Below are 14,625 nucleotides of genomic sequence, written 5' to 3'. Positions count from 1 at the left end.
ACATGCACTTCGAAAACACCGCGGCAGTGGTCACCGGCGGGGCATCGGGCCTCGGCGCCGCCACCGCCCGTGCGCTCGCCGTTGCGGGCGCCAAGGTCGCCCTGTTCGACATGAACGCCGAGAAAGGCGAGGCGCTCGCCGCCGAGATCGGCGGCATCTTCTGCAAGGTCGACGTTCGCTCGGACGACGAAGTCGATGCCGCCTTCGCCCGAGCCCGCGAAGCGCACGGCCAGGAGCGCATCCTCGTCAATTGCGCCGGCGTCGGCAACGCCTTCAAGACCGTCGGCCGCGACAAGGCGACCGGCGAGATCCGCCAATTTCCCGCCGCGGCGTTCGACTGGGTGATCCAGGTCAACCTCGTCGGTACCTTCCGCTGCATCGTCAAGAGCGCCGCCGGCATGCTCACGCTCGAACCCGGCGAGGGCGGCGAGCGCGGCGCGATCGTCAACACCGCCAGCGTCGCGGCGGAGGACGGCCAGATCGGCCAGGCAGCCTATTCGGCGTCGAAGGGCGGCATCGTCGGCATGACCCTGCCGATCGCGCGCGACCTCTCGTCGGAAGGCATTCGAGTCAACACGATCCTGCCCGGCATCTTCGACACGCCCTTGATGAACGCCGCGCCGCCGCAAGTGAAGGAGGCGCTCGCCGCTTCGGTGCCCTTCCCCAAACGGCTCGGCGTTCCCGAGGATTATGCCAGCCTCGCGCTCGAAATGCTGCGCAATCCCTATTTCAACGGCGAGGACGTCCGCCTCGACGGCGCGATCCGGATGGCGCCGCGGTGAGCAACTGGCGCGACGACCCAGAATTGATTGCCCTGGCCGACGGCGCCGCCCGCTTCTTCGCGCGAAGCCCCGCCCGAGCGGATCGCAAGGTGGCTGGCTATGGTTATATCAACGATTATCCGATCGCGCGGATGTGGCGCAATGCGCGGGTGCAGCGGATCTATGGCGGGTCGAACGAAATCATGATGCTGCTGATCGCGCTGTCGCTGTGAATTGAATTCCCCTCCCTTCCAGGGAGGAGCAGGGGGTGGGTAAGAAAAGGCCGGGCTTGATGCCCGACCTTTTCTTCATTCCATGGATCTCGTTAGGCTCGCTGCGCTCGCACCCACCCCCGCCCCCTCCCTTTCAGGGAGGGGGCGGGGGTGGACTCCATTGCGGGCGCTGAACCATCACCACGGCAAACAGGGGCGACGCGATCTGCTCCCCCAGCCAGCGCTGCACCCCCGGCAATGGCTGCGCGTCGAACCAGTCGCGACCGACCGCGGCGAACTGGCGGACGAACGGCATGATCGCCGCATCGGTGAGCGAGCGCCGCTCGCCACGGAGATACGCGCCCGCCGCCAGCCGCGCTTCCAACGTCCGCAACATCCCCAGCCCCAGCGCGCGATGCTCGGCCGGATCCGACGCGTGGCGATCGGGATATTTGTAGTGATCGAGATGCTGCTTGAAAGGACCGTCATTGGCGGCGATCAGCGCGGAATCGTCGCCCGCCAGCCAGCCTTCGGGGTCGTTGCCGCCGAGCGCCCAGCGCATGATGTCGAGGCTCTCGTCGATCACGCGTCCATCGGGCAATACCAACACCGGCACCGTCCCCTTGGGAGATGCGGCAAGCATCTCCGCGGGCTTGTCGCGCAGCTGGACCTCGCGGATCTCGCACCGGGTTTCGCTGACCGCGAGCGCCATCCGCGCCCGCATCGCATAGGGGCAGCGGCGGAAGCTGTAGAGGACCGGCTCAGTCAGCCTCGTGCTCCGCGAACGTCGCGCCGACATGCGCTTCGCCCCGCGCCGCGGCCAGTTCCGTCTGGCGATGCCGCTCGGCATAGCGTTCGCGCTGCGCGTCGGTCCTCTCGGCATGGCAGGCGGGACACGCGACGCCTTCGACGAACAGCGGCGAACGCTGGTCCGCTTCGCTGACCGGCCGTCGGCAGGCACGACACAGACCGTAAGACCCCAGCTCAAGCCCGTGCCCGACCGAGACGCGCTCGTCGAACACGAAGCACTCGCCTTGCCAGCGGCTCGCCTCCGCCGGGATCTGCTCGAGATACGCGAGGATCCCGCCCTTCAGATGATAGACTTGGTCGAAGCCCTCGGCCTTGAGCAAAGCCGTCGATTTCTCGCAGCGGATGCCGCCGGTGCAGAACATCGCGATCTTCGGCCTAGCCCCGCCTTGCCATTCGTGGCGATGCGCGCGCACCCATTCGGGAAATTCGCTGAAGCTCTGCGTCTGCGGGTCGATCGCCCCCGCAAAGCTGCCGATCGCGACTTCATAATCGTTGCGCGTGTCGATCACGATCGTGTCGGGCGCGTCGATCAGTGCGTTCCAGTGCTGCGGCGCGACATATTCGCCGGCATCGGTCGGGTCCAGATCGGGCTCGCCCATCGTCACGATCTCGCGCTTGATCCGCACCTTCATGCGATGGAACGGCATCGTCGCCGCGCGCGAATGCTTGACGTCGAAGTCCGCGCAGCCCGGCAGGCCGCGGATATGCGCGAGGACTGTGGCGATCGCGGCATCGCTTCCCGCGATCGTCCCGTTGATCCCCTCGCGCGCCAGCAGCAAGGTGCCCTTCACGCCCTCGGCCGCGCAGAGCTCGGCCAGCGGCGCCCTGATCGCCTCGCAATCGTCGAAGCGAGTGAACTGGTACAATGCGGCAACGCGAACGGAAGAGTCAGGCTGAGTCACGCCGCGCCTCTAGCAGAGCAGCGCTGGGCAAACAAAACCCGCCCGGATCGCTCCGGGCGGGGTTGGTGAGTTCGAAAGTCAGGCGCCTGTCACCCGACGCCATGCCCCGCCAGGGCGGCGAGCAGCAGCAGCGCGACGATGTTGGTGATTTTGATCATCGGATTGACCGCAGGTCCCGCAGTGTCCTTGTACGGATCGCCGACGGTGTCGCCCGTCACTGCGGCCTTGTGCGCCTCGGATCCCTTGCCGCCGTGATGGCCGTCCTCGATATATTTCTTGGCATTGTCCCAGGCGCCGCCGCCCGAGGTCATCGAGATCGCGACGAACAGCCCCGACACGATCACACCGAGCAGCATCGCGCCGAGCGCGGCGAAACCCTCATGCTGCCCCGCCACTGCAGTGATCAGGAAATACACTGCGATCGGGCTGAGCACCGGCAGCAGCGACGGAATGATCATTTCCCGGATCGCCGCCTTGGTGACGATATCGACGGTGCGGCCGTAATTGGGACGGCTGGTGCCTTCCATGATCCCCGGATTGTCGCGGAACTGGTCGCGCACATCCTGCACCACCGCGCCGGCCGCGCGGCCCACCGCGGTCATGCCGAATGCGCCGAACAGGTAAGGCAGCAATGCGCCGAGCAGCAGCCCGACGATGACGTACGGATTGCTCAAGCTGAAATCGACGTCCACGTCCGGGAAGAACTCGCGCAGGTCGGTGGTGTACGCCCCGAACAATACGAGCGCCGCAAGCGCCGCCGAGCCGATCGCATAGCCCTTGGTCACTGCCTTGGTGGTGTTGCCCACCGCGTCGAGCGCGTCGGTCTTGTGGCGCACCTCGTCATCGAGCCCCGCCATTTCGGCGATGCCGCCGGCATTGTCGGTAACCGGCCCATAGGCATCGAGCGCGACCACCATCCCCGCCAGCGCGAGCAGCGATGTCGCTGCGAACGCCACGCCGATCACCCCGGCGATCTGATATGCCGCGATCACCGCGACGACGATCACCAGCGTCGGCAGCGCGGTCGATTCGAGGCTGATCGCCAGGCCCTGGATCACGTTGGTGCCGTGTCCGGTCTCCGATGCCTTGGCGATCGAGCGGACCGGGCGATAATTGGTGCCGGTATAATATTCGGTGATCCACACCAGCAGCCCGGTCACCGCGAGGCCGATCATCATGCAATAGACCAGGTCCCAGCCGGTGAAGCTGGGGCCGGTGGCGAGGCCGGTATTGGCCTGGTCGGCAAGACCGGTCGATCCTTCGAGGAAGGCCGAGGGATCGCCGACGCCGCCGATCAGCGTGTCGAGCCCACCTAGCGTGTAATGCGTCACCCCGATGATCGCCGGGATCGACAGGATCACGGTGACCCAGAAGCCCTTGTACAGCGCGCCCATGATCGACTGGCTCTTGCCCAGCCGGACGAAATAGGTGCCGACGATCGAAGTGATGATGCACACCCCGCCGACGATCAGCGGCAACGTCATCAGCGCAAGCAATTGCTCGGGGACGAGCCCGCGCATCAGCAAGGCGATCGTCACCATGGTGATGCCGAGCGTGACGACATAGGTCTCGAACAGATCGGCGGCCATGCCCGCGCAATCGCCGACATTGTCGCCGACATTGTCCGCGATCACCGCGGGGTTGCGGGGATCGTCCTCGGGGATGCCCGCCTCGACCTTGCCGACCAGATCGGCGCCGACGTCTGCCGCCTTGGTGAAGATGCCGCCGCCGAGACGCGCGAAGATCGAGATCAGCGAGGCGCCGAAGGCAAGCCCGGTCAGCGTCTCGATCACCTGCCGCGAATTGGGTGCGAGATCGGCGCCTTCGACCAGATAGGCAAAGATGCCCGCGATCGAGAGGAGGCCCAGCCCGGCCACCAGCATGCCGGTGATCGCGCCCGAGCGGAAGGCCAAGGTAAGCCCCGCCTGGAGCGAGTGGCGCGCCGCCTCCGCAGTGCGGACATTGGCGCGCACCGAGATGTTCATGCCGACGAACCCGGCGAGGCCGGAAAGCACCGCGCCGATCACGAAGCCGAGCGTCGGCAACCCACCGAGGGTGAAGAACAACACGATGGCGACGACCACGCCGACGACGGCGATCGCCATATATTGCCGCGCCAGATAGGCCTTGGCGCCCTCCTGGATGGCGGCGGCGATGTCCTGCATCTTTTCATTGCCGGGCGATGCCCTGAGCACTTGCTGACTCGTAAAGAAGCCATAAGCCAACGCCAGCAAACCGCAGGCGATGGCGAGATACACTATCGTCATCAGGCGAAGTCCTTCCCCTAGAACTGGATCCCGCGCCGGTCTTGTGCCGGTCTTGCGGAGACGGCGAAGGTATCGGGCACCCGAAGCGCGCGCAACCCGCCTCAGCGGTGCTCGTAACCGAGGCGCTCGGGGGGAGATTTGCCGTCGAGCAGCAAAGTTCGATCAGTCTTTGCCAGCATCGTGCCGATCCGTGTCGCCGGTACTGGCAATGCCGCGTCCCCGGGGGCCGCGAACAGCAGTTCGTAATCATCGCCCCAGCTGGCGGCTGCGAGCCGGTCGGTGGTGCCGGGCGCAAACGGGATCGCCTCGAGCTCGATCGCGGCGGTGCATCCGCTCGCCTCGGCCATGCGCCGGGCGTCGAGCAGCAGCCCATCGGAGACGTCCATCATCGCATGAACGTGCGGTCCCAAAGCCAGCCCCTCCGCCAGCCGCGGCGCCGGACGCAGATAAGCCGCGCCGTCGCCGGCCTCGAACCCGAGCATCGCCGCGCCGACCGCGCCAGTCACGTAGAGCGTATCCCCCGCCCGTGCCCCGCTCCTCGCCGGCACCGGCCGCACGGTGGCGCGGCCGATCGCGGTGCAACCGAAAGTCGCCGGCCCGGCATGGGCGATCGTGTCGCCGCCGAGCAGCTTGACGCCGTACGCCTCGAGCACTTCGCGCAACCCTTCCACGAACCGCTCGGCGCCTTCGACCAGGGTCGCGCCGATCAGCACCCCGATCGGCTCGGCCGCCTTGGCGGCGAGATCGGACAGGTTCACGGCGACGAGCTTCCACGCAATGTCGGCGGGATCGGTGCCGGCGCGGAAATGCACCCCCTCGGCGATCGCATCGTGGGTGAGGACCAGCGCCTCGCCGCCGATCTCGATGACCGCGGCATCGTCGCGCAGATCCCGCGCGCCCGGATGCAGCGGCAGGGTGCGCAGGGCAGCGATGAAATCGGATTCGTTCACTGGATCCTCCCCGTTCCGGGGAGGATCGATCTCAACCCCGCACTTCCTTGGCAATCGCGTCGAGGATGCCGTTGGCGAATCCCTTCTCGCGCCGGTCGTAGAATGCGTCGGTCACGTCGAGATACTCGCTGATCACTGCGCCCACCGGCACGTCCCGCCGTGCCAGCAACTCGTAGGTGCCGGCGCGAAGGATCTGCCGCATCGGCTTGTCGAGCCGGTCGAGCGACCAATCGGCAGCAAGCTTCGCCGCGATTAGCCCGTCAATCTCCTCGCGTCGCGCGTCGACGCCCTTGACGATGTCGTCGAAGAACGTGACGTCGGCATCGGCATATTCGACATCCTCGATCGTCGCACCGAGGCGGTGCTGATGGAATTCGGTCAGCAAGACGGTGAGCTTGGTGCCCTCCATTTCCAGCTGGTACAGCGCCTGCACGGCAGCCAATCGCGAAGCGGCGCGAGCCTTGGAACGGGTGCGGGCCTTGGGACTGGGCATGATTACTCTTCTTGGTTCCGGAGGCGGATCGCGACCGATCTGGCGTGCGCCGGCAGCCCCTCGGCATTGGCCAGCGCGACTGCGGCAGGTCCGATAGCAGCCAGCCCGGCTTCATCCAAGGCCAGGAAGCTGGTCCGCTTCATGAAATCGAGTACCGACAGTCCCGAAGCGAAGCGCGCGCGACGTCCGGTCGGCAGCACGTGGTTCGGCCCGGCGACATAATCGCCGACCGCTTCGGGGGTGTTGCGGCCGAGGAATACCGAGCCGGCATGGTGGACCATGTCGAACAGCCCTTCCGCCTCGTCGCAGGCCAGTTCGAGATGCTCGGGAGCGAGCCGATCGCACAAGGGGATCGCCTCGACCAGGCTCGGCACGACGATGATCGCACCGTTGGCATCCCAGCTCGCCCGCGCCGTCGCCGCAGTCGACAGCGTCTCGATCTGGGCGTCGACCGCCGCGGCGACCTTGTCGGCGAAAGCGGCCTCGTCGGTGAACAGGATCGACTGGCTGGTCGGGTCGTGTTCGGCCTGGCTGAGCAGGTCGGCGGCGATCCATTCGGGATCGTTCCTGCCGTCGGCGACGATGACGATCTCGCTCGGCCCGGCGACCATGTCGATCCCGACCACGCCGTAGAGCTGGCGCTTGGCTTCGGCGACCCAGGCATTGCCCGGGCCGGTGACGACATCGACCGGCGCGATCGAAGCGGTGCCATAGGCCAGCGCCGCGATCGCCTGCGCGCCGCCAATGCGCCAGAGCTCGTCCACGCCGGCGATATGCGCCGCCGCGAGAACCAGCGTGTTGACCTCGCCGTTGGGCGTCGGGGTGACCATCACCAACCGTCGCACCCCTGCGGCCTTGGCGGGGATCGCGTTCATCAACACCGAGCTGGGATAGGCCGCACGCCCGCCGGGGACATAGATTCCCGCCGAATCCACCGCGCGCCAGCGCGCGCCGAGGCGGATCCCGAGTTCGTCGATACCGTCGCTGTCCTCGGGCTTCTGCTTGGCATGATATACCGCAATCCGCTCGGCCGCGAGCTCGAGCGCGTCGCGAAGTTCGCTAGTCAGCCCTCGCCACGCCGCGAAGCAATCGGCGCGATCGATCTTCCAGCCTGTCTGGTCGAGATCGTGCTTGTCGAAAAGCCGGGTAAGGTCCCTGACCGCGGCATCGCCTTCGTCGCGCACGCGCTTGATGATGTGCGTGACGTTGCGGGCGACGTCTTCGTCCGCCTCGCGGCGGGCGTTGACGAGGGTCGTGAACTTCGCGGCAAAGCCGGGTGCGGAGGCGTCGAGCCGGATCAAGCAACCGCCCTCCGGAACGCATCGACCAGCGGCACCACTTCGCCCGCGCGCATCTTGAACGCCGCGCGGTTGACCACCAGCCGGCTGGTCACCTGCGCGATCACTTCCACTTCAACCAGGCCATTCTCCTTGAGCGTCCTGCCCGAGGAGACCAGGTCGACGATCCGCGGCGCCAGCCCGAGCACTGGCGCCAGCTCCATCGCGCCGTTCAGCTTGACGCATTCGGCCTGCACCCCGCGCGCCTCGAAATGGGCGCGGGTGATGTGGGGGTATTTCGTCGCGATCCGCACATGGCTCCAGCCGCGCGGATCGTCCTTGGCGGCTAAGTCTGCCGGCTCGGCAACCGAGATCCGGCAATGCCCGATTCCCAAGTCTACCGGCGCATAAAGCTCCGAATAGTCGAACTCGGCGAGCACGTCCGAACCGACGATGCCGAGCTGCGCCGCGCCGTGCGCGACGAAGGTCGCGACGTCGAACGCGCGCACCCGGATCAGGTCGATCGCCGCGCTATTGGTCCTGAAGCGCAACGCGCGGCTGTTCGGGTCCGAAAAGGCGGGCTCGGGCACGATGCCGACCGCCGCGAGCAGCGGCAGCGCCTCGTCGAGGATCCGGCCCTTGGGCACGGCGAGGATGAGCGGTTCTTGCATGAGTGCGGGGGCTTTACTTGGGGGCACCCCCCGGCGCAACAGAGCTTCCCGAAAGGGGGGCTCATGGCCGACGAACCGACCAACCGCGACAGCTTCCGCATCCAGGCGGGTTATTGCACCGCGATGGCCGCGCCGATCACTGCGCGCATCGCCACCGCGCTCGGCAAATGCGTGACCCGAGACAGCGAAACCGGCCGCCGCGTGCTCGACTGGCCGGGTGAACCGGTGGCCGACGCGCTGGTGCTGCGGCTGATCGGCGGACTGCACGCGCTGCATCGCCGCGGGGTCCGCGAACTCGCCCCCGTCTTCACGGGCATGGTCTCCGACGAGACGGAAGTTGGAGCAATCCTCAATGCGGCGTTCGCCGCGCACGATGCCGAATTGCTCCCCTGGCTCGACGGCCCGCCCCAGACCAACGAGGCCGGCCGCTCGGCAGGGCTGATGACCGGCATCCTTCACCTCGCCCAACGTTACGGCCCCAAGTTCGAAATACTCGAGATCGGCTCGAGCGCCGGCCTCAACCTGCTGATCGGCCGCTATCGCTTCGATCTTGCCCACATTCGATTCGGCCCGGCAGACTCGCCGGTCGAGATAGAGCCCGAGTGGCGCGGCCCCCCGCCCCCGGACGCACCGATCGAGATCGTCTCCACGCGCGGAGTCGACATTCAACCGCTCGATTTATCGAGTGCGCGCGATGCCGAGCGTCTGCAGTCCTATTGCTGGGTCGAGAATATCGAGCGACAGACGCGGCTGGAGAAGACCATCGCGATCGTCCGTGCGCAAGGGGTGAACCTCGAACAGGGCGACGCCGCCGACTGGATCGAGGCTTGCCTCGCCGAGCCGCAGGCGGGAGGCGTCACGCGCGTGCTGATGCACTCGGTCGTCTGGCAATACCTCCCCGACACCACCCAGCAGCGCATAGCCGCCGCGATGGCCGCCGCAGGTGCACGTGCCACGCCCGAACGCCCGCTCGGCTGGGTGATGATGGAGCCCAATCGCGACCTCAACCGCCACGAGGTCCGCGTCCGCGGCTGGCCCGGCGAGACGCCGATGCAATTGGTCGCGCTCACCCAGGCGCATGGCGCATGGGTCGAAGCACTCGAGCCGCCTTACGAGACGCGGCCTTATGTCATGCGGGTTCGTCCCGGCACTTGAAATGTATGATTTCGCCTGCTTTGCTCGCCCTGTCGGGCAGCACCCGGCCGCTCTTTGCCCCATCGATTCACACGAAAGAAAGTTGCGAGATTGCGCGCATTTCCGTGAAAAGAGTCAACTCAAGCGTGCGCCGCAAGCCACTCCCGCATCACCGAAGTCACCGCCTCGGGCTTTTCCCAAGGCACGAAATGCCCGCCATCCTCGATGCGGGCGATGGTCAGGTCGGGCACGAGTCCGTCGAGTTTCAACTGCACCGGCAGCAGCGCGAAGTCCTTCATGCCCCAGATCACCAGGGTCGGCTGCGTCACCGGTGGGAAAGGCGCGTCGAGCCATACCGGTCGTTCGGCGTCCTCGTCGGGTGCCGGCACGACGATGCTGCTCGCACGATACCAGTTGAGCATCGCGGTCATCGCGCCGGCCTGGCCCCATTCGCCCATGTACGCCGCCTTGTCCGCGCCCGCGATCCCGCCGACGACGTGCTGGGCGAAGGTCGAGGCGAAGAAGCGTTCGAGCCCGGCGCCGATCAGCCCCTTGTCGATCCCGGTGTCGCGAAAGCGCGTGATGTATTGGCTCGCCTTGCGCTGGGCTGGATCGTCGAACAGGGATTTCTGGAAGACCTTGGGGTGCGGCGCGTTGAGGATGATCAGTCGCTTGATACGCTGCGGGTGCTGGAGCGCCGCCATCCACGCGATCGCCCCGCCCCAATCGTGCCCAACCAGAGTGAAATGCCCGATGCCGAGGTGATCGGCCAGCGCGAGCAGATCGGCGACGGGCTTGTCGGGAGTATAATTCTCGACGCCTTCGGGCTTGGACGAGCGCGCGAAGCCGCGCTGGTCGGGCGCTATGACGTAATGATCATGGGCCAGCTCGGGGATTTGATGGCGCCAGGTTCGGTGCGACTCGGGGAAGCCGTGAAGCAGGAAGATCGGCGGATTTGCCGGATCGCCGGCGATGGCGACGTCGAGTTCGACGCCCGTTGGTAGCGCAATGCGCTGGAGTTCAGTCACGTTCCCCTCCCGCTCGCCGCTCAGCAGGAACTGACATGCCCTCCGCCGGCCCCTCCTGCAAGCGAGAGGGGAGCGCTCACGGATAGCTCACCGTCTTCGGCACCTCGGGGATCGGGATCCATTCCTTGTCATCGTTCGGTACCTTGGGGAAGTTGCCCGCCTTCCAGTCTTCCTTGGCCTGGTTGATCCGATCGCGGCTCGACGAGACGAAGTTCCACCAGACGTGGCGCGGCGTCGTGAACGCCTCGCCGCCGCACAGCATCGCCCGCCCGCCTTGCTCCGAACGCAAGGTCGCGGCGATGCCTGGCCGCAGCACGTAAAGCGTCATCGGCGCCAGCCGCATCCCGTCAAGGCTCGCTTCGCCGATCGACACGTAGAGCGCCCGCTCGTCGGCACCGGCATCAATCGGAATGCTCGCACCGGGCTCCAGCGCGATGTCGGCATAGATCGTCTGGGCATAGGTTGTGGTCGGCGCCTTCGTCCCCCAGAGCTCGCCCATGATCACCCGCGCCGTTGCGCCGCCCGCCTGCAACACCGGAAGATCGGCAGCGGCGACATGCTCGAAGGCGGGATCGCGCTCTTCGTCCCGCTCGGGAAGCGCGAGCCAGGTCTGGATGCCCGAAAGCTCGGGACCCACCGCGCGTTCGGCCGACGGCGAGCGCTCCGAATGGACGATACCGTGCCCCGCGGTCATCAGATTGACCGCCCCCGGCTCGATCGTCGCGAAAGTACCCAGCGAATCGCGATGGTCGATCGCGCCGGCATAGAGATATGTCACCGTCGCCAGGTTGATGTGCGGGTGCGGCCGCACGTCGATACCGTTACCGACTTCGAGATGCGCCGGGCCCATCTGGTCGAAGAAGATGAACGGGCCGACCATCGTCCGCGGCCGCGACGGCAAGGTGCGGTGGACCTTGAACCCGCCGAGATCGTGGGTGACGGGCTCGATCGTCATCGTAATCAGGTCTTCGTGCATGCTGTCCTCCGCTCGGCACCGGCATAACCCGGCACGACCACAGCGGACAGCCACAGTTTGGAAAGGCTGATTTTCCGATCAGTCGGCGTCGAGCTCCGGATAGTGGCGAAAGATGCCCTGGCTATTGAAGCCGATCCGCCGGTCGCTCGCGCAATAGTCGTGGATTCCGGGAAGCCGGGCGACTCGGTCGCGGATCGCGATCAGCTTGGGATAGCCGCCTTCGATCGCCTTCATCCGCTTGGGGAACATGTAGTGCAGCCCCTCGATCAACTGGAAGATCGAGGTGTCGCCATAGCTCCAGCGGTCCCCCGCCAGCCATTCGCCCGCGACCGAGCGCTCGAACCAGCCCAGAAACTTGGGCATCCGCGCCTCGCGGAACTCCGTTGCGAAGCGCGCCGCCTCCGCCTTCTGGTCGTCATAATAGAGCCCGATGCCCACCGGGTGATGGACCTGATGCACTTCGGCGACGAAATCGGCGATGGTCAGCTGGACCTCATGGAGCCAGTATCGCGCGGCCGGATCGGCGGGCGCAATGCCGTGCCTGTCGCCGAGATAGAGCAGGATGTTGGCGACCTGCGCGATCACCTGATCCCCGGTGTCGAGATAGGGCGGCGCGAAGGGCGGACGATCGGTCCGCGCCTTCATGTCGGCGATCAGCGCATCGCTGCCGCGCTCGCGGGCGACATCGACATAGGCGATGTCGCCGGCCTCCATCGCCAGTCTGACGAACTCGCCCCGCCCCTGAATTTCGGCCCAGTACCAGAGCTTGTAGGTCGTCATGCTATTCTCCCGGTGCGCGCGCCCTGATCGCCAACGCATGGATGCGGCCGGCGAGAAGATCGGCGAGCGCGTTGTTGACCAATCGCTGCCGGTTAACGCGCGAGAGCCCGACAAAGGCCTCGCTTTCGATCGCCACCGTCCAGTGCGATTCGCCGGTGCCGTCGTCGCCGAGATGGCCGCTATGGTGGTGGCTGTCGTTGATAACGTCGAGCTGCGTCGGGGCGAGCGCGGCGGTGAGACGGGTTGCGATCAGATCGGCAAGCGAGCCGGTGGCAGGCATGTTCATGCCGCCTATATAAGCGGTTTGTTCGAGAGAGTCGCGTGCCTGCCAACAACCCCCGCAAAGATCGTCCAAGCGCCCGCTTCCATGGCCGCGTCGAGGCCGAGGGAAGGCTGTGCGCGCATCCCGGATGCGCCGAACCGGGCGAATTCCGGGCGCCGCCGCTCGACGGTACCGGCCGCGTCGGGGACGGACCGCCGCCGTTTCGCTGGCTGTGCCTCGAGCATGTCCGCGAGTTCAATTCGGGGTATAATTTCTTCAAGGGCATGAGCCCCGACGAGATCCACGACGCGCAGCGCCCCTTCGCCGGCTGGGAGCGCGAGACTCGTGCGTTCAACGCCACCGGCGGTGCTGACCGTCCCCCGCCCTGGGCCGACTTCGCCGATCCGCTCGATGCGATCGGCGCGCGCTTCCGCGACCGGATGAAGGACCAGGCCGAGCGCAAGGACGGCAGGCCACTGTCCGGTCGCGACCGCGAGGCGATGCGGACGCTGTCGCTCCAGGTCGATTCGGACCGGACGGCGCTGCGCAAACGCTATTCCGAACTCGTCCGGCGATACCATCCCGATCGCAATGGCGGCGATCGCCGCTACGAGACCCGGCTGCAGCAAGTGATCGAGGCCTATCAGCAGCTCAAGAGCTCGCCGGCCTTCGCCTGATTCTCAATCCCGGTCGGGAGCGCCGAGCGGGAAATAAGGACGGTAAGGCCGAGCCTCGTCAACCGCACGCGCGACCGAGGACCGCGCGAGCAGGCGAGCCCGATAGGCCTTGAGGTTGACCATCGCCTCCGGAATCGGATCGACCCAATCGGCGTAGAACAGCGCCGGCGCGGCGGCGCAGTCGGCCAGCGAGAAGCCACTCGCTACTGCCCATTCACGGCCCTCCAGCCAGCCGTCGAGCCAGGCATAGCTCTTCTGCAGCGCCGCCTTGGCCTCCTCAACCTCGACCGGATCATGGCGCTCGGGGCCGCGCAGCGCATCGGCCACCACGCGCTGCATCTGCCCCATGACATGATTGTCGAAGATGCGGTCGAGCATCCGCACCTCCAGTGCCGCGTCACCTTCGGGGATGAAGCGCACCGGCCCCGGATGGTGACGCTGGAGATACTCGATGATCACGCTCGATTCCATCATCGGCGTGCCGTTGTCGACCAGCAGGGGGAACTTGCCGATCGGCCAGAGCCGCGCAAGCTCGGCGCCGGCCCCCGGTTCTTCCAGCGAGCGATAGGTGAACGGGGTGGCGTTCTCGTAGAGCGGGATCAGCACCTTCCAGCAATAAGACGAGAAGGGATGGGCGAAGAGCTCGAGCATCAACCGCGCGACCCGACCACGCCAAACCGGGCGCCCTGCGGATCGGTGGCATAGATCACGAAGTCACCGCCGGGCACTTCGATCGGGCCATGCCGGATGCTGCCCTTCGCCCCTTCGATGCGCGCCTGCGCTTCGTCGATGTCGCCGACGCGGAAGAAATAATTCCAGCCCGGCGTCTCGCCTGGTGGCGCCTTCATCACCGCACCGATCACGCCGCCGTCATGGCTGAGGAAGCTGTAATCGCCCATCTCACCCATCGGCATCGCGCCGTCCTTCGTCCAGCCGAACTGTTCGCCATAGAAACCGAGTGCGGCCTCGTCGTCGGCGGTCTGAAGCTCGTTCCATTCGCCGTGCCCGAGCGCCATCCGCTTGAACGCGGTGCTTTCCTCGGGGCTGGCGCCCTTCATCAGATAGAAACTGACGCCCTGCGGATCGGCGACCATCGCCATGCGGCCGACGCCTTCCAGCGTGGTCGGCGGCATGTGGACGCTGCCGCCGGCCGCCTCGAGCTTCTGCGCAGCGGCATCGACGTCATCGACCCCGATATAGCCGTACCAGCCCGGCCGCGGCCCGGGCTCGGGGAGCTTCATCAGCCCGGCGACGCCCTGGCCATCCGGCGCATTGAACACGGTGTAGCCCCCGGAATCGGCGAGGCTATCGTTGGCGAAGGGGGCCGCGCTCCAGCCCACCACCTTCTCGTAGAAGGGCCGAGCCACGTCCGGGTCGGCGGTCATCAGTTCGTACCAGATCGGCGTTCCGTGCGGATTGGTCATC

16 protein-coding genes and 1 pseudogene are annotated in these 14,625 nt (G+C 66.6%); 4 read left to right on the top strand and 13 right to left on the bottom strand.

The window, feature by feature from the left end:
- The first annotated feature begins 2 nt into the window (after positions 1 to 2).
- Entirely contained in the window at positions 3 to 782 is a 780-nt protein-coding gene (locus E5A73_RS06725; protein ID WP_135963012.1) for an SDR family NAD(P)-dependent oxidoreductase, read from the top strand.
- 95 nt (positions 783 to 877) lie between these two features.
- A pseudogene (locus tag E5A73_RS06720) lies at positions 878 to 994 on the top strand (acyl-CoA dehydrogenase family protein); the annotation flags it as partial.
- Positions 995 to 1,127: 133 nt separating this feature from the next.
- Here the strand turns inward: E5A73_RS06720 and E5A73_RS06715 are convergent.
- The 7 genes from E5A73_RS06715 to hisG form a co-directional block, all read right to left on the bottom strand.
- On the bottom strand, positions 1,128 to 1,772 hold the full coding sequence (locus E5A73_RS06715) for a glutathione S-transferase (RefSeq protein ID WP_135963011.1): 645 nt from the start codon (positions 1,770 to 1,772) through the stop codon (positions 1,128 to 1,130).
- Positions 1,735 to 2,685: an oxygen-dependent tRNA uridine(34) hydroxylase TrhO gene (trhO, locus tag E5A73_RS06710; RefSeq protein ID WP_135963010.1), complete on the bottom strand. Its 951-nt coding sequence runs from the start codon at positions 2,683 to 2,685 to the stop codon at positions 1,735 to 1,737. The genes E5A73_RS06715 and trhO overlap by 38 nt, the downstream gene beginning before the upstream one ends.
- Before the next feature lie 89 nt (positions 2,686 to 2,774).
- Positions 2,775 to 4,952, bottom strand: a complete 2,178-nt coding sequence (locus E5A73_RS06705; protein ID WP_135963009.1) for a sodium-translocating pyrophosphatase — start codon at positions 4,950 to 4,952, stop codon at positions 2,775 to 2,777.
- 101 nt (positions 4,953 to 5,053) lie between these two features.
- Positions 5,054 to 5,902, bottom strand: a complete 849-nt coding sequence (thiL, locus tag E5A73_RS06700) for a thiamine-phosphate kinase (RefSeq protein ID WP_135963008.1) — start codon at positions 5,900 to 5,902, stop codon at positions 5,054 to 5,056.
- A gap of 31 nt (positions 5,903 to 5,933) precedes the next feature.
- Complete coding sequence (gene nusB, locus E5A73_RS06695; protein WP_135963007.1) at positions 5,934 to 6,395, bottom strand: transcription antitermination factor NusB; 462 nt, start codon at positions 6,393 to 6,395, stop codon at positions 5,934 to 5,936.
- A 2-nt stretch (positions 6,396 to 6,397) separates the two neighbouring features.
- Positions 6,398 to 7,696 carry a histidinol dehydrogenase gene (hisD, locus tag E5A73_RS06690; protein ID WP_135963006.1) on the bottom strand — a complete coding sequence of 433 codons (1,299 nt, stop codon included), beginning with the start codon at positions 7,694 to 7,696 and terminating at the stop codon, positions 6,398 to 6,400.
- On the bottom strand, positions 7,693 to 8,343 hold the full coding sequence (gene hisG / locus E5A73_RS06685; protein ID WP_135963005.1) for an ATP phosphoribosyltransferase: 651 nt from the start codon (positions 8,341 to 8,343) through the stop codon (positions 7,693 to 7,695). Before hisG ends, hisD begins: the two co-directional genes overlap by 4 nt.
- A gap of 63 nt (positions 8,344 to 8,406) precedes the next feature.
- Here hisG and E5A73_RS06680 point away from each other — a divergent pair, with 63 nt between their 5' ends.
- Positions 8,407 to 9,498: a DUF2332 domain-containing protein gene (locus E5A73_RS06680; RefSeq protein WP_135963004.1), complete on the top strand. Its 1,092-nt coding sequence runs from the start codon at positions 8,407 to 8,409 to the stop codon at positions 9,496 to 9,498.
- A gap of 119 nt (positions 9,499 to 9,617) precedes the next feature.
- Here the strand turns inward: E5A73_RS06680 and E5A73_RS06675 are convergent, their stop codons facing one another.
- The 4 genes from E5A73_RS06675 to E5A73_RS06660 all read right to left on the bottom strand — a co-directional run bounded on the left by E5A73_RS06675 (position 9,618) and on the right by E5A73_RS06660 (position 12,547).
- Entirely contained in the window at positions 9,618 to 10,505 is an 888-nt protein-coding gene (locus tag E5A73_RS06675; RefSeq protein WP_135963003.1) for an alpha/beta fold hydrolase, read from the bottom strand.
- A gap of 76 nt (positions 10,506 to 10,581) precedes the next feature.
- Positions 10,582 to 11,481, bottom strand: a complete 900-nt coding sequence (locus E5A73_RS06670) for a pirin family protein (RefSeq protein ID WP_135963002.1) — start codon at positions 11,479 to 11,481, stop codon at positions 10,582 to 10,584.
- Positions 11,482 to 11,559: 78 nt separating this feature from the next.
- A complete protein-coding gene (locus E5A73_RS06665; RefSeq protein ID WP_135963001.1) occupies positions 11,560 to 12,261 on the bottom strand; it encodes a glutathione S-transferase in 702 nt (233 codons plus the stop codon).
- Between the two features lies 1 nt (position 12,262).
- Positions 12,263 to 12,547 (bottom strand): BolA family protein, encoded by a 285-nt coding sequence (locus E5A73_RS06660; RefSeq protein ID WP_206366402.1) that lies wholly within the window; start codon positions 12,545 to 12,547, stop codon positions 12,263 to 12,265.
- Positions 12,548 to 12,582: 35 nt separating this feature from the next.
- Between E5A73_RS06660 and E5A73_RS06655 the strand changes: the two genes are divergently transcribed.
- On the top strand, positions 12,583 to 13,200 hold the full coding sequence (locus E5A73_RS06655) for a J domain-containing protein (protein WP_135962999.1): 618 nt from the start codon (positions 12,583 to 12,585) through the stop codon (positions 13,198 to 13,200).
- 3 nt (positions 13,201 to 13,203) lie between these two features.
- On the opposite strand, the gene E5A73_RS06650 is transcribed toward E5A73_RS06655, so the two are convergent.
- Both E5A73_RS06650 and E5A73_RS06645 read right to left on the bottom strand, forming a co-directional pair.
- On the bottom strand, positions 13,204 to 13,851 hold the full coding sequence (locus E5A73_RS06650; protein WP_135962998.1) for a glutathione S-transferase family protein: 648 nt from the start codon (positions 13,849 to 13,851) through the stop codon (positions 13,204 to 13,206).
- Entirely contained in the window at positions 13,851 to 14,624 is a 774-nt protein-coding gene (locus tag E5A73_RS06645) for a VOC family protein (protein WP_135962997.1), read from the bottom strand. Before E5A73_RS06645 ends, E5A73_RS06650 begins: the two co-directional genes overlap by 1 nt.
- Position 14,625 lies beyond the last annotated feature (1 nt).

Source organism: Sphingomonas gei (assembly GCF_004792685.1).
Lineage (GTDB): Bacteria > Pseudomonadota > Alphaproteobacteria > Sphingomonadales > Sphingomonadaceae > Sphingomonas > Sphingomonas gei.
Note: the sequence above shows the minus strand (reverse complement) of the source record. Positions and strands in the feature narration are given on the sequence as shown.